General features: G+C 65.2%; 24 protein-coding genes. 13 read left to right on the top strand and 11 right to left on the bottom strand.

What is annotated here, in order from left to right:
* On the top strand, positions 1 to 813 hold the full coding sequence (gene mazG, locus B0E51_RS18155; RefSeq protein ID WP_077446296.1) for a nucleoside triphosphate pyrophosphohydrolase: 813 nt from the start codon (positions 1 to 3) through the stop codon (positions 811 to 813).
* Between the two features lie 52 nt (positions 814 to 865).
* Here the strand turns inward: mazG and B0E51_RS18150 are convergent, their stop codons facing one another.
* Complete coding sequence (locus tag B0E51_RS18150) at positions 866 to 1,378, bottom strand: hypothetical protein (protein WP_077446295.1); 513 nt, start codon at positions 1,376 to 1,378, stop codon at positions 866 to 868.
* A gap of 139 nt (positions 1,379 to 1,517) precedes the next feature.
* Between B0E51_RS18150 and B0E51_RS18145 the strand changes: the two genes are divergently transcribed.
* A complete protein-coding gene (locus B0E51_RS18145; RefSeq protein WP_077446294.1) occupies positions 1,518 to 2,291 on the top strand; it encodes a DUF4097 family beta strand repeat-containing protein in 774 nt (257 codons plus the stop codon).
* A 10-nt stretch (positions 2,292 to 2,301) separates the two neighbouring features.
* On the opposite strand, the gene B0E51_RS18140 is transcribed toward B0E51_RS18145, so the two are convergent.
* The 4 genes from B0E51_RS18140 to B0E51_RS18125 are packed head-to-tail and all read right to left on the bottom strand — an operon-like array spanning position 2,302 to position 7,326.
* Complete coding sequence (locus tag B0E51_RS18140; protein ID WP_077446293.1) at positions 2,302 to 3,444, bottom strand: SLC13 family permease; 1,143 nt, start codon at positions 3,442 to 3,444, stop codon at positions 2,302 to 2,304.
* Positions 3,445 to 3,470: 26 nt separating this feature from the next.
* Complete coding sequence (locus B0E51_RS18135; RefSeq protein WP_077446292.1) at positions 3,471 to 4,100, bottom strand: glutathione S-transferase family protein; 630 nt, start codon at positions 4,098 to 4,100, stop codon at positions 3,471 to 3,473.
* A gap of 44 nt (positions 4,101 to 4,144) precedes the next feature.
* Positions 4,145 to 6,628 (bottom strand): FtsX-like permease family protein, encoded by a 2,484-nt coding sequence (locus B0E51_RS18130; RefSeq protein WP_077446291.1) that lies wholly within the window; start codon positions 6,626 to 6,628, stop codon positions 4,145 to 4,147.
* A complete protein-coding gene (locus B0E51_RS18125) occupies positions 6,625 to 7,326 on the bottom strand; it encodes an ATP-binding cassette domain-containing protein (protein WP_077446290.1) in 702 nt (233 codons plus the stop codon). Before B0E51_RS18125 ends, B0E51_RS18130 begins: the two co-directional genes overlap by 4 nt.
* On the opposite strand from B0E51_RS18125, the gene B0E51_RS18120 reads away from it, so the two are divergent.
* The 3 genes from B0E51_RS18120 (at position 7,325) to B0E51_RS18110 (ending at position 9,813) form a co-directional block, all read left to right on the top strand.
* Positions 7,325 to 7,936: an arylesterase gene (locus tag B0E51_RS18120; RefSeq protein ID WP_077446289.1), complete on the top strand. Its 612-nt coding sequence runs from the start codon at positions 7,325 to 7,327 to the stop codon at positions 7,934 to 7,936. The two genes, B0E51_RS18125 and B0E51_RS18120, sit on opposite strands and share 2 nt — an antisense overlap.
* Positions 7,937 to 8,044: 108 nt before the next feature.
* Positions 8,045 to 8,776, top strand: a complete 732-nt coding sequence (locus B0E51_RS18115; RefSeq protein WP_077446288.1) for a response regulator transcription factor — start codon at positions 8,045 to 8,047, stop codon at positions 8,774 to 8,776.
* Between the two features lie 23 nt (positions 8,777 to 8,799).
* Complete coding sequence (locus B0E51_RS18110) at positions 8,800 to 9,813, top strand: HAMP domain-containing sensor histidine kinase (RefSeq protein ID WP_077446428.1); 1,014 nt, start codon at positions 8,800 to 8,802, stop codon at positions 9,811 to 9,813.
* A 38-nt stretch (positions 9,814 to 9,851) separates the two neighbouring features.
* Here the strand turns inward: B0E51_RS18110 and B0E51_RS18105 are convergent, their stop codons facing one another.
* The 3 genes from B0E51_RS18105 to purM are packed head-to-tail and all read right to left on the bottom strand — an operon-like array spanning position 9,852 to position 12,303.
* Positions 9,852 to 10,559, bottom strand: a complete 708-nt coding sequence (locus tag B0E51_RS18105; RefSeq protein WP_077446287.1) for a DUF3108 domain-containing protein — start codon at positions 10,557 to 10,559, stop codon at positions 9,852 to 9,854.
* Between the two features lie 35 nt (positions 10,560 to 10,594).
* On the bottom strand, positions 10,595 to 11,257 hold the full coding sequence (gene purN, locus B0E51_RS18100; protein ID WP_077446286.1) for a phosphoribosylglycinamide formyltransferase: 663 nt from the start codon (positions 11,255 to 11,257) through the stop codon (positions 10,595 to 10,597).
* A gap of 17 nt (positions 11,258 to 11,274) precedes the next feature.
* Positions 11,275 to 12,303, bottom strand: coding sequence for a phosphoribosylformylglycinamidine cyclo-ligase (purM, locus tag B0E51_RS18095; protein WP_077446285.1), 1,029 nt, complete (start codon positions 12,301 to 12,303; stop codon positions 11,275 to 11,277).
* A 139-nt stretch (positions 12,304 to 12,442) separates the two neighbouring features.
* Here purM and B0E51_RS18090 point away from each other — a divergent pair, with 139 nt between their 5' ends.
* From B0E51_RS18090 to hda, 3 genes are read left to right on the top strand one after another with little or no spacing between them, the layout of a single operon-like run.
* A complete protein-coding gene (locus tag B0E51_RS18090) occupies positions 12,443 to 13,426 on the top strand; it encodes a DUF2066 domain-containing protein (protein WP_077446284.1) in 984 nt (327 codons plus the stop codon).
* A 52-nt stretch (positions 13,427 to 13,478) separates the two neighbouring features.
* Entirely contained in the window at positions 13,479 to 14,648 is a 1,170-nt protein-coding gene (locus tag B0E51_RS18085; protein ID WP_077446283.1) for an AI-2E family transporter, read from the top strand.
* The gene (gene hda, locus B0E51_RS18080) at positions 14,645 to 15,352 is read left to right on the top strand and encodes a DnaA regulatory inactivator Hda (RefSeq protein WP_077446282.1); all 708 of its coding nucleotides are present in this window, start codon (positions 14,645 to 14,647) and stop codon (positions 15,350 to 15,352) included. Before B0E51_RS18085 ends, hda begins: the two co-directional genes overlap by 4 nt.
* A 42-nt stretch (positions 15,353 to 15,394) precedes the next feature.
* On the opposite strand, the gene B0E51_RS18075 is transcribed toward hda, so the two are convergent.
* Positions 15,395 to 16,198 carry an inositol monophosphatase family protein gene (locus B0E51_RS18075; protein ID WP_077446281.1) on the bottom strand — a complete coding sequence of 268 codons (804 nt, stop codon included), beginning with the start codon at positions 16,196 to 16,198 and terminating at the stop codon, positions 15,395 to 15,397.
* 125 nt (positions 16,199 to 16,323) lie between these two features.
* On the opposite strand from B0E51_RS18075, the gene B0E51_RS18070 reads away from it, so the two are divergent.
* Positions 16,324 to 17,085, top strand: coding sequence for an RNA methyltransferase (locus tag B0E51_RS18070; RefSeq protein ID WP_077446280.1), 762 nt, complete (start codon positions 16,324 to 16,326; stop codon positions 17,083 to 17,085).
* A gap of 128 nt (positions 17,086 to 17,213) precedes the next feature.
* On the opposite strand, the gene B0E51_RS18065 is transcribed toward B0E51_RS18070, so the two are convergent.
* Complete coding sequence (locus tag B0E51_RS18065; protein ID WP_077446279.1) at positions 17,214 to 18,536, bottom strand: hemolysin family protein; 1,323 nt, start codon at positions 18,534 to 18,536, stop codon at positions 17,214 to 17,216.
* Between the two features lie 146 nt (positions 18,537 to 18,682).
* Here B0E51_RS18065 and B0E51_RS18060 point away from each other — a divergent pair, with 146 nt between their 5' ends.
* A complete protein-coding gene (locus tag B0E51_RS18060) occupies positions 18,683 to 19,312 on the top strand; it encodes a pit accessory protein (RefSeq protein WP_077446278.1) in 630 nt (209 codons plus the stop codon).
* Between the two features lie 89 nt (positions 19,313 to 19,401).
* Positions 19,402 to 20,520 (top strand): inorganic phosphate transporter, encoded by a 1,119-nt coding sequence (locus B0E51_RS18055; RefSeq protein WP_077446277.1) that lies wholly within the window; start codon positions 19,402 to 19,404, stop codon positions 20,518 to 20,520.
* Positions 20,521 to 20,526: 6 nt separating this feature from the next.
* Here the strand turns inward: B0E51_RS18055 and B0E51_RS18050 are convergent, their stop codons facing one another.
* The gene (locus tag B0E51_RS18050) at positions 20,527 to 20,931 is read right to left on the bottom strand and encodes a hypothetical protein (protein ID WP_077446276.1); all 405 of its coding nucleotides are present in this window, start codon (positions 20,929 to 20,931) and stop codon (positions 20,527 to 20,529) included.
* Positions 20,932 to 21,026: 95 nt separating this feature from the next.
* Between B0E51_RS18050 and B0E51_RS18045 the strand changes: the two genes are divergently transcribed.
* Positions 21,027 to 21,368, top strand: coding sequence for an MGMT family protein (locus tag B0E51_RS18045; RefSeq protein ID WP_077446275.1), 342 nt, complete (start codon positions 21,027 to 21,029; stop codon positions 21,366 to 21,368).
* 74 nt (positions 21,369 to 21,442) lie between these two features.
* The gene (gene recQ / locus B0E51_RS18040) at positions 21,443 to 23,257 is read left to right on the top strand and encodes a DNA helicase RecQ (RefSeq protein ID WP_077446427.1); all 1,815 of its coding nucleotides are present in this window, start codon (positions 21,443 to 21,445) and stop codon (positions 23,255 to 23,257) included.
* The last annotated feature ends 124 nt before the right edge of the window (positions 23,258 to 23,381 follow it).

Raw genomic sequence — 23,381 nt, 5'->3', positions numbered from 1 at the left:
ATGAGCGACGACCGCCGCTACAGCCTCGATGACCTGCTCGCCATCATGGCGCGTTTGCGAGATCCCGAGCGCGGTTGTCCGTGGGACGTACAGCAGGATTTCGCTTCAATAGCGCCGTATACGATCGAGGAAGCCTACGAGGTCGCCGATGCGATCGATCGCGGCGATTTCGATGACCTCCGCGACGAGCTGGGCGATCTGCTGCTGCAGGTAGTGTTCCATGCGCAGATGGCGCAGGAGGCTGGGCTGTTCGACTTCGCCGACGTCGCCGATGCGATCAGCAGCAAGATGCGCCGACGCCATCCGCATGTGTTCGGTGACGTGCGCTATGCCGATGCCGAGGCACAGAAGCAGGCATGGGAAGACATCAAGACAGCCGAACGCGCGACCAAGGGCGAGCCGGACGATACCAGTGCACTGGCTGGCGTCTCTTCGGGCTTGCCTGAGTGGAAACGCGCATTGAAACTGCAGCAACGCGCAGCCAGCACGGGTTTCGACTGGACCGATCCGCAGCCGGTACTGGCCAAGCTGGCCGAGGAAGTGGACGAGGTGCGTGCTGAATTCGCCAACGGTGCCGATCCGGCGCGGCTGGAAGATGAAATCGGCGACGTGCTGTTCGTGATGGTGAATCTGGCGCGCCATGCCAAGGTCGATTTCTCGCGTGCGCTGCGCCATGCCAACGCGAAGTTCGAGCGGCGTTTCCGGCAGATGGAGCAACTGGCGACGGCTGAGGGTGGTGCGTTCGGTGAGCATACGCTCGCCGAGCAGGAGCAGCTGTGGCAACGCGCCAAGGCAATCGAACGCGGATCATGAAACTGCGCGATGGCTCAGGCCATCGCGCAGCCAGTTCCGAAACTCGCAAACCTTACTGGGCCGCTGGTGCCGGTGCTGGCGGCATCGGTGCACCAGCGTGCTGCTTCCAGGCATCACGCATCTTGTCGTGCTCGGCACGCATTTTCGCCTCGTTGGCGAGGTTTTCGTCCAGTCCCTTGCGCAGTGTGGCGATCGCCTGATCCACGTTGGTCGGTCGTGCCTGCAGGCGAGCCAGGTGCTGGTAGACATAATCGCGCACGCGCGGATCCTGCGATTTCGCCAGCACATCGTTGTACAGCGCGGTCAGATCCTTGCTGCGACCGGCCTGCATGTACAACCGTTCAAGACCACGCAGGTCACCGATCACGCCACTGTGCTCGTTGCCGAAACTGCGCTGATGCATGTCGAAGCCATGATGATCGCCATGCGCCTTCGGCGCCGCATGCATGGACGGTGCGGGGCCGGCTGAAGGCGGCGGTGGCGGCGCGTCCTGGGCCATGGCGAACGAAGTTGCTCCGGCCATCAGCACGGCCAGCGTGGAAGCAAGCAGGGTATTGCGATGCATGGTGAATCTCCTTGGTAGGTTGACGTGGAAACGCGACCAGACTGCACGCGTTGACATGGGTACACATGCGGGGGTGATGGTTGCAACCCTTTTGCCGTTTGTGGCATCCCATACCCATCTACCATTTGAGGAGTTCGTCATGCGTCGTCTTCTAGCTGCAGCTTTGTTGCTGGCTCCGCTGGCTGCATTCGCCACCACTGCGTGCAAGTACGAGGCGCCGCGCAATCTCCAGCTCGACCTGGCCGGTGTTCGTGCCGTGCAGATCGAGGTGCATAGCCAGAACCTGCATCTGACGGGCAGCGACAATGGCAAGGGCCTGACCCTCACCGGCCGTGCCTGCGCTTCGGACAAGGCCGCGCTGGATGGTCTGCAGGTAACCCAGCGGCGCGATGGCGACCAGTTGCTGCTCGACATCGGCGGCGACAATCATGTCAGCTTCAACTTGTTCGGCAGCTCCTACGCGAACCTCGACGTCACCGTGCAAATGCCGGCCAGCCTGCCGGCGACCGTCAGCGTGGGTTCCGGCGATGCCGATGTCAGCGGCTTGCAGCAGCTGCAGAGCAACGTCGGCTCGGGCGATCTGCATGTGCGCAAGGTGTCCGGCAAGTTCGCCACCAGCGTGGGTTCCGGCGATGTCGATGCCACCGATGTGGGCAGCCTGGAACTGGGGTCGGTCGGCTCGGGTGACTTCAAGGCTGCGGGCATCACCGGCGACGCCAAGGTTGGCAGCATCGGCTCGGGCGATGTGGTGCTGCGCAAGGTCGGCGGCAGCGTGCGCGCGGATACGCTCGGTTCCGGTGATCTCACCGTAAGCGATGTGGCTGGCGATTTCAGTCTCGGTGCCAAGGGCAGCGGCGACGTCAGCCACAGTGGCGTCAAGGGCAAGGTCAGCGTGCCGAAAGACGACGATTGATCGCGATCTCCTACGGGGCGGTCCAGCGCCAAGCCAGATAGACCAGCGGCGCGCACACCAGCAGGAACGGAATCGACACCAGGTGCAGCAACCGCAGGCCATGCGGCTGCTTCGCCAGACGCAGTGCGATCAGGTTTGCGAGTGAGCCGATCGCCACGCCGAAGCCGCCCACGTTCACCGCGACCGCCAGTGCGATCGCGTCCGGCGTGCGATCGAGCAGCAGCACCGTCGCCGGCACATTGCTGATCAGCTGCGAGGCGACGATGCCGCTGGCATACAGGGTCAGAGGCTGGCTGAAGTCGAGCCGGTCCAGCGCATTGCGCACCAGCGGCAGTTCGGCGAAGTGGCCCAGTCCCAGAAAGATCGCCGCGAACGTCAGCAGCAGGAGCCAGTCGATCCGCGCCAGGCTCGAACGCGCCAGCAGCGCGAACAATACCAGCAGCAGCGCGGCGCCTAGCGGCGCCCGGTGGTATTCCATCAGCAGCACCATGCCGGCCAGTGCCGCCGTCGACCATGCACCGAGCCGGTTCGACGTCACCTGTCCATCGATCTTGTCCGGGGTCAGTTCGATCCGGTCGCGTGGCAGCCACAGCCACGTGAATGCCGCCACCAGTACGAACATCACGAAGGCCGTCGGCAGCATCGCCAGCACGAAATGCAGGAGCGGCAGCGACGAGTGCTGCCATAGCAGCAAGTTCTGCGGATTGCCGATCGGGCTCAGTGTGGAACCCGCGTTCACCGCGAGCGCTTCCAGCACCACCATGCGCAGCACCGGCAGATTCGAGATGCCGCTGATCGCCAGCGTCAGTGGCACGATCAGGAACAGGCTCACGTCGTTGGTCAGCACCATCGACAACAACGCCGTTGCGCTGATCAGCAGCAAGCCAAGACTGCGCAGCGAGTGCGCCCGCGCCACCACGGCGCCCGCCGCATGCTGCACCAGGCCGCTGTCGCGGATGCCCTGGATCGCGATCAGCAGGCCCATCAGGCCGGCCAGCGTCGGCAATTGCAGCCAGTGCTGGTACTTCGCAAACGGCTGCGGATCGAGCAGGGCCAGCATGATCGTCAGCGCGGCGAACAGCAACAACAGCCATTCGGCCTGCAGTTTTTGTATCCACGATGATGCGCCGGATGACGGCTTCGCATCACCCATGCATCAGCACCCGGCCGGCATGTGCATCACCACTCGCTCAATCCTTCGATCTCGTAAAGCTTCTGCCAGCTTGGACGTGCACGCACCAGGTCGGCCAACCGCTTCAGTGCGGGCCACTCGGTGGCCGGACGCGGCATGTTGCGCGACCATCGCATCAGCATGGTCAGCAGCAGGTCGGTGCCGGAGAACTCCTTGCCCAGCAGGTACGGGCCATGCGCGGCGAGTTGCGCATCCAGCAGCACCCACACGCCTTCGATCTTGCGTTGCAGGGCGGCGCGCACTTCCAGGGTGTGCTCTGCCGCACCCAGTTCCGGTGGGTAGAACCAGAAACGATACGTCGACATCAGCGTATTGCTGAGATAGACGATCCACTGCTGCCATGCCTCGCGCTCGGGCGTGCCCGGCGCCGGCGCCAGCTTCGCCTCCGGGTGGCGCTCGGCCAGCACCATCAGCAGCGCCGCCGATTCCGACAACGGCCGGCCGTCGATCACCAGGGTCGGCACCACGCCACGCGGATTGAGCTTGAGATAGGCCGGATCGTGCTGCGCCTTCGTATCGAAATCGACCAGCCGCAACTCATGCGGTACACCGATCTCCAGCAGCGCCAGATGCACCACCATGCTGGCGGTGCCGGGGGAGTAGTAGAGGGTGTACATGCGATTTCCTCAGCGTGTTCGGCACACGCGATCTTGGCGGTGGCTCACCCTTCGCGCAACAGGCGCATCGGCGATGTTCGTGTCACCTTCCGCGTTCCGGCCAGCCCCAGCAACATCACCACGAAGGCGGCGCCGAGCGCGGCGAACGCGAGAGGCCACAATGGCGGCACGAAGCCGTCGATATGGAACACCGTGTGGCCCAGCCAAAATCCGGCGCCGGCAGCACCGAGGGCGGCGGTGAGGCCGGCGATCAGGCCGAGCAGGGCGAATTCGCAGGCGGCAGCGACGCGCAGTTGATTGCGACGTGCACCGAGCGTACGCAACAGCGCGGCCTCGTGGCGGCGTTCGGCCGCACTGGCGGCGAGCGCGGCGGCCAGCACCAATGCACCGGCGAGCAGGCTGAAGCCGAGGATCCAGCGCACTGCATTGCCGACGCGGTCGACGATCTCGCGCACGCGGTCGAGCAGCGAATCGACATCGACCAGGCTTAGGTTGGAGTAATCGCGCGACAGCTGCGCCAGCTGGGTGGCATGCCCGCGCGCCAGATGGAAGCTGGCCAGCCAGGTGTGCGGCAAGTCGCCGGCGTGGGCCGGATCCAGCAGCAGGAAGAAGTTGACCCGGAACGAACTCCAGTCGACCTTGCGGACGCTGCCGACCTTCGCCTCGATGTTGCCTTCGCCGACGTTGAAGCTCAGCGTGTCGCCCACTTTCAGTGCAAACATGTCGCGCCACATGGTGTCGATCGACACTTCGGCCTGGGCCTGATGCGCACCTTGCCATTGGCCGGCGATCACCTGATTCGACGGCGGCAAGGCATCGGCCCACGACAGTCGCAACTGCCGGTCGGCCCAGTCCTTCGCGCGTTCGTCGGCGAAATGCAGCTGGTCGATCGGTGTGCCGTTGATCGCGGTGAGTTTGCCTACAGCGAGCGGCAGCATGTTGAGCTGATCGCCACCGATGCCGGCCAGCGCGTGCTCGAACCCGGCGCGCTGATCGTCCTGCAGATTCAGCGCGAACCAGTTCGGCGTATCCGCCGGCAGTTCCTGCCGCCAGCCCTGCAGCAAGGCCGGTGCGACGATCGCCAGCAACAACAGCGCGCACAGGCCGAGGCTGAGTGCGGTGGCCTGGATCAGACTCAGCGTGTGTCGCCGCGCCAGCGCGGCGAGGCCGAGTCGCAACGCCGGATGAGCTCCGGGTGCGATGCGTCGAGCCAGCCACAGCAACAAGGCGGCCAGGAGTGCCGCGATCACCGCCACGCCGAGGAGGCTGGCGGCGAGGATGCCGGCCAGCTTCAGCGAATCGCTCTGACTCCAGATCAGGCCCAAGGCGACCAGCACAGGAATCAGATATAGCGCATCGAAACGCCGCACACGCCGTTGCATGCTCTGGCGGAACACCGCTACCGGCGGCACCTCGGCCAGCCGCACCAGCGGCGGCAGGGCGAAGCCGGCCAGCACGGCGATGCCCATCGCAGCGGCGGCGAACGATGGCGCCAGCGGCAGCAAGGTCGGCACGCTGCCGAACAGCGAGCTGGCGAACAACCACGCCAGTTGCGCCAGCCCCAGCGCCAGCAACAGACCGAGCGCTGTTGCGGGCAGCGCGAGTGCGCCGAGCGTGCCAAGCAGCAGGCCGAGCACGCGCTGGCGTGATGTACCCAGCGCACGCAGCAACGCCACTTCGGAAGTCTTGCGGCGTGCGTAGCGTTGCGCGGACAACGCGATGGCGATGCCGGCCAGCAACGCCGACAGCAGCGCGGTCAGGCGCAGGAACGCGCCGGCCCGATCGAATGCCGAGCGCATGCGTTCCTGCGTCTGTTCCGGCGTGATCAATTCGGCACCTTGCGGCAAGCTCGTCGATTGCGCCCAGTCGCGCCAACCCTGCACGGCTGCAGGTTCGCCGGCCAGCAGCAGGCGATGGCGCGCACGGCTGCCGACGCCGAGCAGGCCCGCTTTTTCGGCATCGCTCAGGCTCATCAACGCACGTGGTGCCAGCGCGAACAATTCGCCGCCATCAGGCTGGCGCAGCAACTCGGCGGCGATGACCAGGTCGTGCCCACCCAGTTGCAGTGGTTGGCCCACTTTCAGATTCAGGGCGACCAGCGCGCGATGATCGAGATAGACCTCGCCTGCGACGGGTGCATGGCCATTGTATGGACGTCCATTCGCGTCGCCCAACTCCAGCGTGCCGCGCAGCGGATAGTGCGGATCGGCGGCCTGCACGTCGAGCAACTGGGTTTGCTGATGCGCGAAGGCCACGCTGGGGAAGCTGGCGGTGCGTGTGAGCTGCAAGCCGCGCTGACGGCCCTCGGCGGCGAAGGTTTCCGGCACACTCAGCGGCGACGCCACGCCGATATCCCCGCCGATCAGTTCGGCGGCGCTGGCCAGCATGCCGCGTTCGATCCGCGTGGCCAGCGTGGCAACCACGCCCAGCGCGACCACCGCCAGCACCAGCGACGCGGCCAGCGTGCGCAGCTCAGGCAGGTGCCATTCGCGGCGCAGGCTGCGCAGGGCGAGCAGCAACATTTTCATGCGCGTGCGCCCAAGCTTGGCGACACCACGCAGCCTTCCTCCAGTTCGATCCGTCGATCGCAACGCGCGGCCAGCGAGGCGTCATGGGTTACCAGCACCAGCGTGGTGTGGTGATCGCGGTTCAGCGCAAACAGCAGGTCGCAGATGTGATGGCCGGTGCGCTGGTCGAGGTTGCCGGTGGGCTCGTCGGCAAACAGCACGCGGGGGCCGTGCACGAACGCGCGTGCGATCGCCACGCGCTGCTGTTCGCCGCCGGAAAGCTGGGCCGGATAATGCCTGCGCCGTGGAGTCAGCCCGACCGCTTCGAGTGCTTCGCGCGCGCGTTGTCGCGCCGCGCTGCTGCCTTCCAGCTCCAGCGGCAGCATCACGTTCTCTTCGGCAGTGAGCGCGGGCAGCAGATGGAACGACTGGAATACGAAGCCGACCAGTCGTCGACGCAGGTCGGCCCGCGCTTCCTCGTCCAGTTGCTCCAGCGCGTGGCCATCCAGTGCGATGCGGCCGCTATCCGGTGTGTCCAGTCCGGCCAGCAGGCCGAGCAAGGTGGTTTTGCCGGAGCCAGAGGCGCCGACGATGGCGAAGCTCTCGCCCGGCTGGATCTGCAGGCTGACCTTGCTGAGGATTTCCAGTTTCCCCTCGGGGCCACTGACCGACTTGCTAACATCGCAGGCCTCAAGAAGTGGACGGGAAGAATCACTCATGCGTCGATGCCTATGGCTGTTGGTCTTTCTGTGTGGCATCGGCACCGCCCAGGCGGCGCAACCGAAAACCGTGCTGGTGCTGGGTGATTCGCTGTCCGCCGCGCACAACATACCGGTCGAGTCCGGCTGGGTTTATCTGCTGGATGCGCGTCTAGGCAAGATGGTGCCGAAGTGGACCGCGATCAATGCCAGCATCAGTGGCGAAACTTCGTTGAGCGGACGCAACCGTCTCGCGGCTCTGCTCGGGAAGTACCACCCGAGCGTGCTGGTGCTGGAGTTGGGTGCCAACGACGGTTTGCAGGGATTGCCGTTGCCGGCCCTGCGCGACAACCTCAAGGCAATGCTCGACATGGCGCAGCAGACGAAGACGCGGGTGCTGCTGGTCGGCATCGAATTGCCGGTGAATTACGGGCCACAGTATCGTGATGGCCTGCGTGCGATCTATGCAGATCTTGCACGCGACCGACACACGGCGCTGGTGCCGTTCCTGCTCGACGGCATCGCACTCGATCCTGCATTGATGCAGGACGATGGCCTGCATCCGGTCGCCAGCGCTGAGCCGCGCGTGCTGGATACGGTGTGGAAGCAGCTGCAACCGCTGCTGCATTGAGCGGCAAACCGAACGTGTTCTGAACCGCCGAGGGTCCATTTCACGAGTTCATCACCCTGCAACCGGTTAGCTCTTCACATATGTGAAGCCGAACGAGGTAGGGATGACATGACCATGCATGATGAGCAAGCGGGACTGATTCTTCTGGTCGAGGACAACCGCCAGATAGCCGAAATGGTCGGCGAGTTCCTGGAGCGTCGAGGCTACTCGGTCGACTATGCCGCCGATGGCGTCAGCGGCCTGCATCTGGCGGTGGCGAACAGCTACGACGTGATCGTGCTGGACCTGATGTTGCCCGGACTGGACGGCTTGGAGGTCTGTCGCAAGCTGCGCCGCGAAGCCAAGAAATCCACGCCGGTGCTGATGCTGACCGCGCGCGACACACTGGAAGACAAATTGGCGGGCCTCGAGGCAGGCGCCGACGACTATCTGGTGAAGCCGTTCGAGGTGCGTGAACTGGAGGCGCGGCTGCGTGCGCTGATCCGCCGTGACCGCCGTCAGGTGTCCACCGAGGTGCTCAATGTCGGCGACATGACCCTGGATACCGCCACGCTGCGGCTGACCCGTGGAGGTCAGGAGCTGACCGTATCGCCGATCGGGTTGAAGCTTCTGGCGATCCTGATGCGCGAATCGCCACGGGTGGTCAGCCGGCGCGACATCGAGCGCGAGATCTGGGGCGACACGCTGCCCGACTCGGATACCTTGCGCTCGCATCTGTACAACCTGCGGCGGGTCATAGACAAACCCTTCGCACGGCCCCTGTTACACACCATCCATTCGGCCGGTTACCGTCTCGCAGATCTTGAATCGGAGGTGGCGTCGACCGTCCAGACAGCGTGAAACCGGAGCGGCAAAAACGGGCGATGGACAGTAGGGTTACAGCAGCCACTTTTCGGGCAGGGGCCTTCCGCCGGCGCATCGCGTGGGTGTTCGGGCTGCAATTCGTGGCAGTGGTGATTATCTGCATCATGGGCATTTACGGTGTTGCACCGACCGCGGCGGTGATCGCTGCGATCGTGATCACCACCGTGCTTGCCTGGATCGCCACTCGCCGCGAATGGCGGCCGGTACGTGCGCTGGCCCGACTGGTCAGTCGCTGGGATGGCCAGCAGCCCAGTCCGGAGGCGCTGCGTCTGGATCAACTGACCACCCACACCGACGCCGATGTGGCTTCGCTGGCGCGTGGACTGCAAGGCTTTGCCACCCGCATTGCCGGCTACAACCAGCGCGAGCGCAACTTCACCCGCGATGCCAGCCATGAGCTGCGCAGTCCATTGACGGTCATCAAGATGTCGGTCGACATGCTGGCCGATGAAGAGCACATCAGCGAGTTCGGCTCCCGCTCGGTGCGCCGGATCAAGCGGGCCACGCTGGAGATGGAGGCGCTGGTCGAGGCGTTGCTGATTCTTGCGCGTGAGTCGGACGCCGGCCTCGATCGCGAGTGTTTCAGCGCCAACGACGTGTTGCGGCAGGAACTGGAGGCAGCACGCGAAGTGCTGGTTGGGCGGCCGATCGAGCTGCAGCTGGAGGAGCCTGCGCACTTCGCGCTGCAAGGATCGTCGCGGGCGTTTGCGGTGCTGTGCTGGCAACTGATCCGCAATGCCTGCCAGCAGATCGAGCAAGGTCGCGTGGTGGTTACCGTCTTGCCCGGCGCGGTAAGTGTGAGCGGGCCCGCAGATTCGCCAGCGGCGGGAGACATGTTGCGTGTGCGCGGCGCCGACCGGCATGGCTTTGAGCTGGCGATCGCGCAGCGCATCAGTGATCGATTCGGATGGCCGCTGGAACTGCAGACGCGCTCCGGGCGTGAAAACATCGCCCGCATCCACTTTCCGCAGCCGTTACCCGAGACGGCGGTGAGGGATACGCAGCAGCAGTAGCGGTGTCAGCCTGGGCCTGGCTGATACCGCGCTACGGGTCATTGCTGGCGATAGCTGACCAGATCCAGTTCCAAATCGCCGCCGTCGTGCTCGGACAGTTTCACCGGCAGCGGATAGCGATCCGGTGCGTACCATGCACTGAAGCCGCGATCCGCATCGGTGCGGTCGACCCGCACGGCATTGAAGCTGCCGGCCGGTACCTTGATGGCCTCCCGGCCGGTGATCTTGAAATTCTGCGTCTGCACGGCCTGGCGTACCGCGACCGGCAGCGCGACCAACTGCTTGCCATCGCGCAGTGCCAGGCCCAGTGCCAGCGGGGTGGTGTTGCGTTCCACCATGCCGGGGCTGGCCGGGTAGGTTTGCGGGCCCTTGCCCTCGTCGACGGTCACCTGCCCGGTGGCCCAGTTGACCGCCATGTGGCGTTGCTTGTTCTTGATCGACGCCACCAGCCGGTAGTCGTAGCTGATCGCTTCGGGAACATGGCCGTTCCAGCGGAAACGCGAGGTTTCCGTGACGTCGGCACCAAGCATGGCGGCTATGCCGCCAGTGCCTTTGACATCCTTGCGATAGATCCACTCGCCGTTGCCGGCGGGACGCAGGGTTACGGTGGCCACACCCATTGGCTCACCGCTTTGCAGCACGTTGTAGGTGGCGGTGAAGCTGGTGGGCGTGGCGGCCAGGGCGGCCTGCGTGCCAAGCAGCAAACCAAGGCCGAGGACAGGGGCAAGCAGGGATCGGATAGTCATGGGTCGAGTCTGCCGGTGCGGGGCTGAACCGTGGATCACTCCGCCGGCAGCAGGCCGTGAGCGCCCAGCTGCAACGCCGTCAGCAGCGGCTGGCCGTCGAGCCGCGGACCGTCGCCAACCCACTGCAGTTGCTGGCTGGCCAGCAGACGCAGTACGGCCGGCAGCAGCCGGTGTTCCAGCGGCAACAGCCGCTGCGCCAGCCGGTGCTCGTCGTCACCGGCTTCGATCGCCATGCGTGCCTGCGCAATCACCGGGCCGCCATCCAGCTCGGCAGTGACGAAATGCACGCTGGCGCCATGTTCGAGGTCGCCTGCCTCCAGCGCGCGGCGATGGGTATGCAGGCCGCGGTATTTGGGCAGCAGCGAGGGGTGGATGTTGATCATCCGGCCGACCCATGGACGCAGTGCCTCGCCGTCGATGATGCGCATGTAACCGGCCAGCACCAGCAGTTCGGCACCACTTGCGGCGATGCGGGCGAACAGTTCGAGGTCGAACGTACGCCGGTCCGGGTAGTTGCGTGGATCGAGCGCCAGCGTGGGGATGCCGGCCGTTGCCGCCAGTTGCAGGGCACCGGCCGTAGCCTTGTCGCTGCCGACCAGCACGAAATCCACCGGCAGTTCGCCGCGGTCACGGGCAGCGAGCAGGGCGGCAAGGTTGCTGCCACGCCCGGAGGCGAGCACGGCGACCCGGGGATGCATGACTGTCACGTGCTGGCTCAGCCGATGTGCACGCGCTCGTCGCCCTGGGCGGGCACCACGTCACCGATCACCGAACTGGCCAGGCCATGCCTTGCCAGCGCGGCGGCAGCGGCGGCAACAGCGTCGCGCGGCAGGATCACGGTGAAGCCGATGCCGCAGTTGAACGTGCGCCACATTTCCTCGCGCGCCACATTGCCTTCGCGCATCAGCCAGTCGAATACCGGTGGCAGCACGATGGCGCCGGCATCCAGTGCGATGCCGAGACCCTCCGGCACCACGCGGATGATGTTTTCCTTGAGGCCGCCGCCGGTGATATGGGCCATGCCGTGTACCGGGATCGACTTCAGGAGTTCCAGCATCGACTTGACGTAGATCGTGGTCGGTGCCATCAGGGCGTCGGCCAGCTTGATACCACCGAGATCGAGATCGAGTGGATTGCCGGCGCGCTCGAGGATCTTGCGGATTAGAGAATAACCGTTCGAATGCGGACCCGACGAGGCCACGCCGAGAATCACGTCGCCGGCGACAATCGCGTCGCCGCTGAGCATCTGCGACTTTTCCACGGCGCCGACGGTGAAGCCGGCCAGGTCGTATTCGCCCGGCGGATACATGTCCGGCATCTCGGCGGTCTCGCCGCCGATCAGTGCGCAGCCGGCCAGTTCGCAGCCTTTCGCGATGCCGCCGACCACGGCCACGGTGGTGTCCACGTCGAGCTTGCCGGTGGCGAAGTAGTCGAGGAAGAACAGCGGCTCGGCGCCCTGCACCAGCACGTCGTTGACGCACATGCCGACCAGGTCGATGCCGATCGTGTCGTGCCGGTTCAGGATCTGCGCCAGCTTCAGCTTGGTGCCGACGCCATCGGTGCCGGACACCAGCACCGGCTCCTTGTAGCGGCCGGAGAGGTCGAACAGGCCGCCGAAGCCGCCCAGACCACCCATCACTTCGGGACGGAAAGTGCGCTTGACCAGCGGCTTGATGCGTTCGACCACGGCATTGCCGGCATCGATATCGACGCCGGCGGCGCGGTAGGTTAGGGCGTCAGACATGGTGGAAACCGGCGAGGGTGAAACGCGCAATTCTAGCAGCTTGTTCGATCCTTGCCGGCCGCCATCGACGGCTCCGATGGACGCTGCGGGCGCGATTGGGCAGACTTCCCGCGTGCTCCCCCTGAAGACACCCACGTCCATGCGCCTGTCCCGCCTGCTGATCGTTACCCTGCTGCTGGGTTTTGCCTTGCTGCCATCGTTGCATGCGCAGACCGAGAGCTCGCCCTATTCGGTCACCGTGCCGGTTGTCGACACCAGCGGCGCCCAGCGTGACCAGGCGTTCGCTACCGCGCTGGGCCAGGTGCTTACACGGATCGCTGGCGGTCAGGACCTGCGCAGCAACGCCGGTTACGCCGATGCGCTGGGCAAGGCGGGCTCGATGGTGCAGAAATTCCAGTATCAGCGTGCCGCGACTGGGCTGACCGTGGCGGTGGACTTCGAACCAGGTTCGGTACGCCGGCTGGTATCGAAGCTGGGTGTGGCCAGTTCGGGCATCAAGCCACCGGTACTGCTGCTGGTGCATGGTGCCGATGGCGGCCTGCTGGACCAGTCGGCACTCGCCAGTCTGGCCTCGGCTGCCGCTGCACGTGGCACCAACGTGGTGTATCCCGCCACCGACAACACGCTGGACACAGCGAAGATCGGTGCGGTCGATCCGGCCACGCTGGCAGCGATCAATCAGCAGTACCACACCGGACTGGTGCTGCTCGGCAAGCTGCACGCTGGTGGTGCTGACTGGACACTGATTTCAGGTGGCCAGGCCCAGGGCTGGAGCGATCAGGGTGCCACCGCGGACGCCTTGCTCGTTGCGGCGGGCAACAGCATGGTCGATCGCATCGGCAAGCAGCTCAATGTGGTTGGCGCCGGCGTCAGCGAGGGCAAGCTGTGGGTGAGCGGGCTGGACTCGGCGATGGACTTCGCGAATTTGCTGGCGACCCTGCGCGCCGATCCGTCGGTACGTCAGGTGGCGACGCTAGGTGCGCAGAACGACGGCGTGCTGTTGTACGTCAAGGCGGCGCTGCCGCTGAGCGGACTGGCCGCAAACCTTGCCGCCAGTGGCCGCATGCTGCTGCAGGGCGAGCCGCATCAGGATGCCGACGCCAACCTGCGCTGGGTGCATTGAATGCAGGCCCATCGCAAAATCACGCACTCGATGTGCGGACTGAGGTGATCGGGTGAATCACGACACATCACGGCGCTGGCAGATGCTCGCCATCGTGGCGGCCATCGTCTATGTGGTCTGGCTGCTGGCACCGGTGCTGATGCCATTCGCCGTTGCCGCCATGCTGGCTTATCTGGGGGACCCACTGGCCGACCGGCTGGAACGGGTTGGACTGAGTCGCAACTGGGCCGCCACGATCGTTTTCACGGTGCTGCTGCTGGCTGTCGGTGGCGTACTGCTGCTGCTGATCCCGCTGATTGCGCGGCAGGTCGAAAATCTCATCGAGAACCTGCCGCGCTACGGCGACTGGGCGCAGCACACCGCGTGGCCGTGGCTGCAGGCGCGGCTGCATCTGGATCCGCGCATGTTCGACAGCGATCGCCTGCTGGTGGCGATCAAGGCGCACCTGGGTTCGATCGGCGACATCGCCACGACCGTGCTGGGCAAGGTGTCGCGTTCCGGACTGGGTGTCGTGCAGTGGCTGGCCAACCTGGTGCTGATCCCGGTGGTGGCGTTCTATCTGCTGCGCGACTGGGACCGGCTGGTCGGCACGATCGACCGCATGTTGCCGCGCTCGGTCGAGCCGACCATCGCGCACCTGGCGCGTGAATCGGACAAGGTACTCGGTGCCTTCGTGCGCGGGCAGCTGCTGGTGATGCTGGCACTCGGCGTGTTTTACGGCGCCACTCTGGGCGCGATCGGGCTGACCGTGGGCCCGCTGATCGGCATGGTCGCCGGACTGCTCAGCTTCGTACCGTATCTGGGCTTCATCATCGGCTTCATCGCCGCGATCATCGCCGCGCTGGTGCAATACGGCGACTGGACACATGTGCTGCTGGTATGCGGCGTATTCGCGGTCGGCCAGCTGCTGGAAGGCTATGTACTGGTGCCCAAACTGGTCGGCGACAAGATCGGCCTGCACCCGGTGGCGGTGATCTTCGCGGTGCTTGCGGGCGGCTCGCTGTTCGGTTTCCTCGGCGTGTTGCTGGCGCTGCCGGCAGCCTCGGTGATCATGGTGCTGCTGCGCTACCTGGTCGAGCGCTATCGCATGAGCGAGTTGTACAACGAGGAGGGACCGGACGATCCGGTCATCGCCGAAGTGGATGTCACCGTGCATCGTGATGGCGAGGTCGAGACCGATACCACGGTCATGTCGCCCAAGGATGATCGGGCTGCCCCATGATTCCGCAGTTGCCGCTTGCCTTGCGCTGGCCCCGTCGCCAGCGCTTCGAACATTTCCACGCCGGCGCCAATGCCGCTGCGCTGGCCGCCGTGCAGGCACTGGCGCTTGAACCGGGCGCACCTTGGGTCTACCTGCATGGCGCCAACGGCAGCGGCCGCAGTCATCTGCTGATGGCGGCGTGTCAGGCAGCGAACTCTGCCGGAAGGCGCGTGCAATACCTGCCATTGGCAACGATTGCCGATCATGCGGCGGCGTTGCGCGGAGTGGCCGGTAGCGAGCTGCTGGCGCTGGATGATCTCGGCGCGATCGCCGGCAGCCGCGAAGCCGAACACGCGCTGTTCGACCTCTACAACCGCGCCCGCGCCGAAGGCAGCGGGTTGCTGTTCGCTGCCGAGACCACGCCGACCCAGTTGGGTATCGGCTTGCCCGATTTGCGCTCGCGTCTCGGCGCCTGTACCCAGTTCGCACTGAAGCCGCTCGACGACGACGAACGCCGCGTCGTGCTGAAAGCGCAGGCGGCCTCGCGTGGCATCGAACTGGACGACGGCGTGCTGGACTGGCTGTTCTCGCGTTATGCGCGTGACCTGGGGGCGTTGCTCGATCTGCTGGACAAGCTGGATGTGGCATCGTTGGCGGCGCAACGGCGTATCACGATTCCGTTCCTGCGTGAATTTTTGCGCGAGGCCGGCGAAGCCGCGCCCTGAAACAGCAAAGGCGCCCTTGCTCGTGCAACAGATCGAGAGTGCTCAGGCCTTCAGCAGCGCCGGTGTCGCCTGCTGCCCGATCGCATCGACCATCGCCTTCGCCACATTGAGGTTGCCGGCGATGATGTTGCCGCTGGCGGGGATGCCGTCGCGGCCGGCGAAATCGCAATAGCGGCCGCCGGCTTCGTGTACCAGCAATACGCCGGCAGCCATGTCCCACGGCTTCAGGCCAATCTCGAAATAGCCGTCATAACGACCGGCGGCGACATAGGCCAGGTCGAGTGCGGCGGAGCCGGAGCGACGGATGTCTTCGGCCTGGCCGAGGATCGCGCGGGTCATGTCGAGCTGCGCGGTGAGGTGCTCGCGCTGACGGAACGGGAAGCCGGTGGCGATCATCGCGCCGCCGAGATTTTCGCGCTTCGATACGCGCATGCGGCGGTCGTTGATGTAGGCGCCATCGCCCTTGCTGGCGGTGTACAGCTCGTCGCGCAGCGGGTCGAACACCACGGCGTGGATCGGCACACCCTTTTCCAGCAGCGCGATGGATACGCTGAAGTGCGGGATGCCGCGCAGGTAGTTATGAGTGCCGTCGAGCGGGTCGATCACCCAGGTCAGCGGGCCCTTGCCGGTCGCGCCGCTTTCCTCGGCGAGGATCGCGTGGTCGGGATAGGCGCGGCGCAGTTCCTTGATGATCTCCGCCTCGGCCAGCTTGTCGACCTCGGAGACGAAGTCCAGCTGCTGCTTCTCGACGATGTTGAGGCCGTCGATGCGGTTCATGTAGCGCAGGATCACGTTGCCTGCAGAACGCGCGGCGCGCGCCGCGATCGTAACGTGGGGTCTGGGCATGGCTTCGACTTTGCAAAAGAGCGGGGTTGCGGCCGGCGATTCTAGCAGAGCCGGGACCGGACCGGGCCGCAGACGCCCCGTGTCCACTATCCTTGCCCACTTGTTTACCACTCAGCCAGCATCGCATGACCGACCTCCAAGACCTTACCGCCCGCATCCGCTACGTGCTGGTGCGTACCTCGCATCCGGGCAATATCGGCAGTGCGGCGCGGGCGATCCGCACGATGGGTTTCGAGCGGATGGAGCTGGTGGCGCCCGCACGATTCCCCGATCGCGAGGCGAATGCGCTGGCCGCCGGTGCGGATGAGGTGTTGGCCAACGCGGGTATCCATGCCGAGCTGGTCGACAGCCTGGCCGGCAACAGCCTCGCACTGGGCCTGTCGGCGCGCCGGCGCGGCGTGACCTTGCCGGAAATCTCGCCGCGCGAAGCCGCGCAGCAGGCGCTGGCTGCGGTTGCACGTGGCGAGCAGGTGGCGTTGGTGTTCGGCAACGAGCGCACCGGGCTGGAGAACGACGAGCTGGCGCGCTGCCATGCGATGGTGCGGATTCCCAGCGTGGACGATTTCAGCTCGCTCAACCTGTCGCAGGCGGTGCAGGTGATGGCCTACGAGTTGCGCGTGGCGATGCTTGGCGATGCGGTGCCGGCATCCGCGCCGGTGCGCGAGGAGCCGCCTGCGGATGCTGCACAGATGGAGCAGTTCTACCGGCATCTGGCACAGACGCTGGACGACATCGAATTCCACAAGGGCCGCGAACCCACCACGATCATGCTGCGCCTGCGCAAGCTGTTCCAGCGCGCGCAGCCGGACGAGCGCGAGCTGCGCGTGCTACACGGCATCCTGGCCGATGCGCAGCGGATGGCGGGGTTGGCGAAGGGCAACAAGTAGCCTCGGCGATGATTCCCTCCCCTGCACGCAGGGGAGGGTTTAGGGAGGGGGCTTTTGATCTTTCCCGTAAATCCGGACAACCCCCTCCCAGCCTCCCCCTGCAAGCAGTGGGAGGAGTTATTGCTCAACTACTGCTCGTCGTCCGACGGCTCCAGCGACGGTGCGGGGGTGACCAGCAGCTTGTCGATGCGTGCGCCGTCGAGGTCGACCACCTCGAAGCGGATGCCATGCCAGGCGAACACTTCGCCGGTTTGTGGGATATGGCCGAGCGCGGTCATCACCATGCCAGCGACGGTGCGGAAATCGTGCTCCTGCTCGCCAGGCAACTCGCCGACGTGCAGCAGTTCGCGCAGGTCGTCGGTGGACAGGCTGCCGTCGATCAGCCAGCTGCCGTCCGCGCGCTGCACGATCGGGGCATCCTCGGCGTCGCCGCTGTGGCCGATCTGGCTGGCGCCGACCACCGCCGCCAGCAGGTCGTTGACGGTGACCACGCCCTCGATGTCGCCGTATTCGTCGACCACCAGAGCCAGCGGCGTTTCGGCATCGCGAAATTCTTCCAGCAGATCCAATGCACGTGCGGTCGCAGGCACGAACAACGGTTTGGACAGGTGGTCGAACAGCTCCGGCTTGCCCTCGGCAAAACTGTGCAGCAGGCGCTTGACCTCGACCACGCCGACCACGTCGCTCTCGTCACCACGGTAGACCGGGTAACGCGAGTACGGGGTTTCGCGCAGCACCTCGATGTTCTCCTCGCGGCTGGCGGCCATGTCCAGCCAGGCGATGCGCATGCGCGGGGTCATCACGCTGTCCACCGTGCGGTCGCCCAGGCGCAACACGCGGTTGACCATGTTGTGCTCGTCCTGGTCGAGCACGCCCTGTTCGGCGCTTTCGGCCACCAGCAGGCGGATCTCCTCCTCGGTGACCACGCCCTGACCGTGCTGGTTGACCCGCAGCAGCCGCAGCAGCAGGTTGCTCGATACGTTCAGCAGCCATACGAACGGCGCGGTCAGCCGCGACAGCACCAGCATCGGAATCGCCGCGTATGTCGAGAACCGCTCCGGCGCCGACAGGGCCAGTCGCTTCGGCACCAGTTCGCCGATCACGATCTGGATGAACGAGATCAGCACGAAACCGAGCGCGATGCCCAGGATCCGCGTATACGGCGTCAGCCATGCCACCGGCTCGCCTTGCAGTGCGTCGGCGATGCGACCGCCCAGCGCGTCGCCGGCGATCGCGCCGGTGACCAGCATCAGCAGGGTGATGCCGACCTGCACGGTGGACAGGAAGTGCTCCGGCGCCTCGGCATGGCGCAGCGCCAGCGCGGCGCGACGGCTGGTTTTCGCCATCTGCTTGAGCCGGCTCTTGCGCGAGGCGACCAGCGCCATCTCGGAAAGCGCGAAGAAGCCGTTGCACAGGGCCAGGACGAGGACGAGTGCGATTTCGGTCAGCATCGCGGCAATGATAGGTGGGCCATGGGCTGCAGTGTAAAGGCAGCCGGGCCTCCACTTCACATCCGCGCTGCATCGCCGCAGTGGTGCGGGGCAGCACGGCAGTCCTGTAACATGCCTGTCATCCCGTTCCATCAGGCATGGCTCACATGTTTTCACTGCAGACGATTTTTGGCAAAGGCGACAAGTTCTACGGCTTGCTCGAACAGAGCGCGGCCACTGTCTGCGAGAGCGCCAAAGCCCTGCATGAACTGCTGGCCAAGCCCGGCCAGGGTTCGGTGATGGCCGCCTTTACCGCCACCCGTGCCCGCGAGAAGGAGCTGGCGGCGCAGATCAGCGAGGGGCTGGTGAACACCTTTGTGACGGCGCTCGACCGCGAGGACATCGAGGCGCTGAATTCCGCGCTGTACAAGATCCCCAAGACGATCGAGAAATTCGCCGAACGCTACGAGATCGTGGCTGCGCGCCTCGACGGGGTGGATTTCGCCCAGCGTGCGCTGGTGCTGGAGCGTTCCAGCGAAGTGGTCGCCGAAATGATCGGCGAACTGCGCCGCGGCCTGCGCATCGACCCGGTGAAGAAACTGCAGGATCGCCTGCAGGCACTGGAGTCGGAAGGTGATCGCATGCTGCTGTCGCCGTACCGCACGCTGTATGTCGAGGGCGGCGATGTGATGCGTGCGGTGCTGGCAAAGGACCTGTTCGAGCTGATCGAGAAGGCAATCGACAAGTGCCGCGACGTCGGCAACATCGTCTATTCGATCGTGCTGAAGAATTCCTGAGGACCTGCCGTGATCCTCTCCCTCGCGTGTTGCCCGGTCGTGACACGGACACTCTCTCGGGTTGAATTCGTCGCCGCCGGAGACTTCGCATGAGTCTCAGTCTGGTCGTGGCGGAAGTGCTGATCGCACTGGGCTTTACCTATATCAATGGCTTCCACGACACCGCCAATTCGATTGCCACGGTAGTGGCGACCAAGGTGCTCACGCCGGGCCAGGCGGTATTGCTGGCGGCTGTGACCAACCTGTTCGGTGCGCTGCTGGGTACCGCCGTGGCGGCCACGATTGCTTCGGGGCTGATCAACACCGGCGTGATCGATGTGGGCCCGCAGCTGGTGATCTGTGCCTTGCTGGCGGCTATCGTGTGGAACCTGATCACCTGGTGGCTGGGCTTGCCGTCCAGCTCCAGCCACGCGCTGGTCGGCTCGCTGGTCGGTGCCGCACTGGCCGCGTCCAGCAACAATTTCGCCTCAGTGATCTGGGTGCAGGGCAACTGGATCACCGGGCATGGCGTGATCCCCAAGGTGATCATCCCGATGGTGCTGTCGCCGCTGGGCGGTTTCATCATCAGCTTTGCGTTGATGGGCGCGTTGTATGCGCTGCTGGCCTGGTTTGCCAACCGGCAGGGTTGGTTGCGCCGGTTTGGACGCACGCCGTTCGTCAACAGCTTTTTCGGCAGGGCGCAGATTGTCTCGGCCACCGCGATGGGCGTGGCGCACGGCATGAACGATGCGCAGAAGAGCATGGGCATCATCGCGCTGGCACTGGCCGGCGGCACCGCGGCGCATCAGTTCGACCAGCTGCCGCAATGGCTGGGGTTCCTGAAAATCGCCGAGAACACCGCGGGCGGCTTCGTCATCCCGGTCTGGGTGAAGGTGGTCTGCGCACTGACCATGGCTGGCGGTACGGCTGGTGGCGGCTGGCGCATCATCAAGACGTTGGGCCACAAGATGGTCAAGCTGCATCCGATCAACGGTTTCGCCGCCGAAACCAGCTCCGCGATCGTCATCCTCACCGCCTCGGCGTTCGGCATCCCGGTGTCGACCACGCACAACGTGTCGGCCTCGATCATGGGCGTGGGCGCGGCCAAACGATTCAACTCGATCCGCTGGTCGGTGGTGGAGCGCATGGTCTGGGCGTGGATCCTGACCCTGCCGGTCACTGCGCTGCTGGCCTACGGGTTGGTGCGGCTCATTACGACGGGCTTGTGATGACTCTCAGAGTGCATCGCCGCCATTGACGACGATCTGCTCCAGTTGGTCGCCGAGCACACCGAGTTCATCCACCACCCGCTGCAACTCCGCGCGGTCGAGAAACTCGTACGGACGGTTTTCGCACAGATGCAGATAGGGTGAGCCATCCAGATCGGCGACCGCGAGAAAACCGGTGCGCTGCTGCCAGTTGAAGCGCAGACAGCGGCTCGGATCGGTGCCGGCCAATGGACCGATCGGGGTGGAGATGCGCAGATAGCGCCGCCCCGACTCATCCTCGAGTTCGGCCAGATAGATGCCTTGATGGCGGCCATGCGTCAGCTTCAGATCGAAACTGATCAGATACGGATCGTTGTGGCGCAGCTCGTGCTGGCTGCCGATATGGGAACGCACGGCTTCGAAGTGGCGCATGGTGCGACTTCCGCTGGCGAGAGGCGCTGCTACTCTGCCACGTATGCCTGCCCGCGTCGCCTCAAGTTCGAATGAATCCGTCCGAGTCAATCCGCATGAATGATGCTGCCGGCCGTATCTACGCCGCCATTGCCGCGATTCCGTCCGGTCGCGTCGCCAGTTATGGCGCCATCGCTGCTCGCGCCGGCCTGCCGGGAAGGGCGCGGCTGGTCGGCAAGCTGCTCGGGGAAGTTCCTGATGGCATGCAGCTGCCGTGGTATCGCGTGCTGCGTTCCAGCGGACACATCGCGATGCCTCCGGGCAGCCGTGGCTTTCGCGAGCAGTCCCGGTTGTTGCGGGCCGAAGGCGTCGAAGTGAAGAACGGCCGCGTACCATTGTCGCGGTTCGGACTGGACGGTGATCTCGACCATGCGTTGTGGGGCATGCCGGACGCCTGAATGGTGGCGGCTCTGACGATCCGCAGCAGGTTTTGCCGTAGGGTCAGGTGGCTCGGTTTGTTACCATGTTGCCGATGAATGCCTCTGCCCTCGACCTGCTCCAAAGCGTTTTCGGTTATCCCAGTTTCCGCGGCCAGCAACAGGCCGTCGTCGAGCACCTGAGCGAAGGTGGCGACGCGCTGGTGCTGATGCCGACCGGTGGCGGCAAGTCGCTGTGCTACCAGATTCCCGCGCTGCTGCGGCAGGGCACCGGCATCGTGGTGTCGCCGCTGATCGCCTTGATGCAGGATCAGGTCGACGCGCTGCGCGAAGCCGGTGTATCTGCCGCCTATCTCAATTCGAGTCTTGGCGCGGATGAGCAGCGCGAGGTCGAACGGCAACTGTTGGCCGGTGAATTGAACTTGCTCTACGTAGCGCCGGAGCGGTTGCTGACCGGGCGTTTCCTCGGCCAGCTGGAACGCACCGAGGTGGCGCTGTTCGCGATCGACGAGGCGCACTGCGTGTCGCAGTGGGGCCATGATTTTCGTCCGGAGTATCGCGAGCTGGCGATCCTGCACCAGCGCTTCCCCGAGGTGCCGCGGATCGCGCTCACTGCCACTGCCGATCCGCGCACACGCGAGGAAATCGTCGAGCGCCTGTCGCTGCAGCAGGCACGCCAGTTCGTTTCCAGTTTCGACCGGCCGAACATCGGTTACCGGGTCGGCCTGCGCCACAACGCGAAGCGCCAGCTCACCGAATTTCTGCAGGGGCACGAGGGCGAATCCGGCATCGTGTACTGCCTCAGCCGCAAGAAGGTGGACGACACCGCCGAGTGGCTGGCTGAAATGGGCGTTGAGGCGCTGCCGTATCACGCGGGTCTCGATGCGGCGACCCGCGCGAAAAACCAGCAGCGTTTCCTGCGCGAGGACGGTGTGGTGATGGTCGCCACCGTCGCGTTCGGCATGGGCATCGACAAGCCCGACGTGCGCTTCGTCGCGCATCTGGATCTGCCGCGCAGCATCGAGGGCTATTACCAGGAAACCGGTCGTGCCGGTCGCGACAGCCTGCCGGCCGAGGCATGGATGATCTACGGTCTGTCCGACGTGGTGACGATGAGCCAGATGATTGCGCAGTCCGAATCGGCCGACGAGCGCAAGCGGGTCGAGCGGCAGAAGCTGGAATCGTTGCTGGCCTATGCCGAAGCCACCGGTTGTCGCCGCCAGCTGTTGCTGGGCACATTCGGTGAAAGCTATCCCGGCCCGTGTGGCCATTGCGACAACTGCATCGCGCCACCGAAAACCTGGGATGCCACCGTGCCCGCGCAGAAGGCGCTGTCGGCTGTGTATCGCAGTGGTCAGCGCTTCGGTTCCGGCCACGTGATCGACATCCTGCGCGGCGAGGAAACCGAACGCGTACTCAGCCTGCATCATCATCAGCTCAGTACGTTCGGCATCGGCGTCGAGATGGACGAGAAGCAGTGGCGCTCGGTGTTCCGCCAGCTGCTCGCGGCCGGCCTGCTGGAGGCCGACGCCGAAGGCTACGGCACGCTGCGGCTGACTGCCGCCAGCCGTGTGGTGCTCAGCGGCAACCAGCCGGTGAAGCTGCGTGAGGATGCTCTTCCGGAACCTCGCAGTCGTCGTCGCCGCGACAGCAAGCTCGTGACTGGCGGCAGCCTCGGCATCGAGGCCTATGAGCAGTCGATGTGGGACGAGTTGCGTGCCCTGCGCACGCAGCTGGCCAAGCAGCAGGGCGTACCGCCATACGTGGTGTTCCACGATGCCACCTTGCTGGCGATGCTGCGCGCGTTGCCGGCGAACGAGGACGAGCTCGCCACCATCAGCGGCGTGGGTGAAGCCAAGCTCAAGCGCTATGGCCGGGATTTCCTGGCGGTGATCAACGCGCAGGAATAAGCGATCGATCTGCGTGTACGCGCTTGTGCCGGTCATCGAAGCCCTTACAACTGAAGGATATTGCGAATGCATGCCGGCATCGGACGGCGGTGCACACTCCGCACTTCATGTCGAAAGGATCGCG

Source organism: Rhodanobacter sp. C05, assembly GCF_002001165.1.
GTDB lineage: Bacteria > Pseudomonadota > Gammaproteobacteria > Xanthomonadales > Rhodanobacteraceae > Rhodanobacter.
Note: the sequence above shows the minus strand (reverse complement) of the source record. Positions and strands in the feature narration are given on the sequence as shown.

What these genes read in the sequence shown, in the direction of transcription:
- B0E51_RS18050 (WP_077446276.1), bottom strand. Translation starts at nt 20,931, where the DNA reads ATGCGCCACTTCGAAGCCGTGCGTTCCCATATCGGCAGCCAGCACGAG.
- B0E51_RS18065 (WP_077446279.1), bottom strand. Translation starts at nt 18,536, where the DNA reads ATGCTGACCGAAATCGCACTCGTCCTCGTCCTGGCCCTGTGCAACGGC.
- purM (WP_077446285.1), bottom strand. Translation starts at nt 12,303, where the DNA reads ATGTCTGACGCCCTAACCTACCGCGCCGCCGGCGTCGATATCGATGCC.
- B0E51_RS18120 (WP_077446289.1), top strand. Translation starts at nt 7,325, where the DNA reads ATGCGTCGATGCCTATGGCTGTTGGTCTTTCTGTGTGGCATCGGCACC.
- B0E51_RS18055 (WP_077446277.1), top strand. Translation starts at nt 19,402, where the DNA reads ATGAGTCTCAGTCTGGTCGTGGCGGAAGTGCTGATCGCACTGGGCTTT.
- B0E51_RS18125 (WP_077446290.1), bottom strand. Translation starts at nt 7,326, where the DNA reads ATGAGTGATTCTTCCCGTCCACTTCTTGAGGCCTGCGATGTTAGCAAG.
- B0E51_RS18070 (WP_077446280.1), top strand. Translation starts at nt 16,324, where the DNA reads ATGACCGACCTCCAAGACCTTACCGCCCGCATCCGCTACGTGCTGGTG.
- recQ (WP_077446427.1), top strand. Translation starts at nt 21,443, where the DNA reads ATGAATGCCTCTGCCCTCGACCTGCTCCAAAGCGTTTTCGGTTATCCC.
- B0E51_RS18075 (WP_077446281.1), bottom strand. Translation starts at nt 16,198, where the DNA reads ATGCCCAGACCCCACGTTACGATCGCGGCGCGCGCCGCGCGTTCTGCA.
- B0E51_RS18105 (WP_077446287.1), bottom strand. Translation starts at nt 10,559, where the DNA reads ATGACTATCCGATCCCTGCTTGCCCCTGTCCTCGGCCTTGGTTTGCTG.
- B0E51_RS18115 (WP_077446288.1), top strand. Translation starts at nt 8,045, where the DNA reads ATGACCATGCATGATGAGCAAGCGGGACTGATTCTTCTGGTCGAGGAC.
- B0E51_RS18145 (WP_077446294.1), top strand. Translation starts at nt 1,518, where the DNA reads ATGCGTCGTCTTCTAGCTGCAGCTTTGTTGCTGGCTCCGCTGGCTGCA.
- B0E51_RS18110 (WP_077446428.1), top strand. Translation starts at nt 8,800, where the DNA reads ATGGACAGTAGGGTTACAGCAGCCACTTTTCGGGCAGGGGCCTTCCGC.
- B0E51_RS18140 (WP_077446293.1), bottom strand. Translation starts at nt 3,444, where the DNA reads ATGGGTGATGCGAAGCCGTCATCCGGCGCATCATCGTGGATACAAAAA.
- B0E51_RS18090 (WP_077446284.1), top strand. Translation starts at nt 12,443, where the DNA reads ATGCGCCTGTCCCGCCTGCTGATCGTTACCCTGCTGCTGGGTTTTGCC.
- B0E51_RS18135 (WP_077446292.1), bottom strand. Translation starts at nt 4,100, where the DNA reads ATGTACACCCTCTACTACTCCCCCGGCACCGCCAGCATGGTGGTGCAT.
- purN (WP_077446286.1), bottom strand. Translation starts at nt 11,257, where the DNA reads ATGCATCCCCGGGTCGCCGTGCTCGCCTCCGGGCGTGGCAGCAACCTT.
- B0E51_RS18060 (WP_077446278.1), top strand. Translation starts at nt 18,683, where the DNA reads ATGTTTTCACTGCAGACGATTTTTGGCAAAGGCGACAAGTTCTACGGC.
- B0E51_RS18045 (WP_077446275.1), top strand. Translation starts at nt 21,027, where the DNA reads ATGAATGATGCTGCCGGCCGTATCTACGCCGCCATTGCCGCGATTCCG.
- mazG (WP_077446296.1), top strand. Translation starts at nt 1, where the DNA reads ATGAGCGACGACCGCCGCTACAGCCTCGATGACCTGCTCGCCATCATG.
- hda (WP_077446282.1), top strand. Translation starts at nt 14,645, where the DNA reads ATGATTCCGCAGTTGCCGCTTGCCTTGCGCTGGCCCCGTCGCCAGCGC.
- B0E51_RS18150 (WP_077446295.1), bottom strand. Translation starts at nt 1,378, where the DNA reads ATGCATCGCAATACCCTGCTTGCTTCCACGCTGGCCGTGCTGATGGCC.
- B0E51_RS18130 (WP_077446291.1), bottom strand. Translation starts at nt 6,628, where the DNA reads ATGAAAATGTTGCTGCTCGCCCTGCGCAGCCTGCGCCGCGAATGGCAC.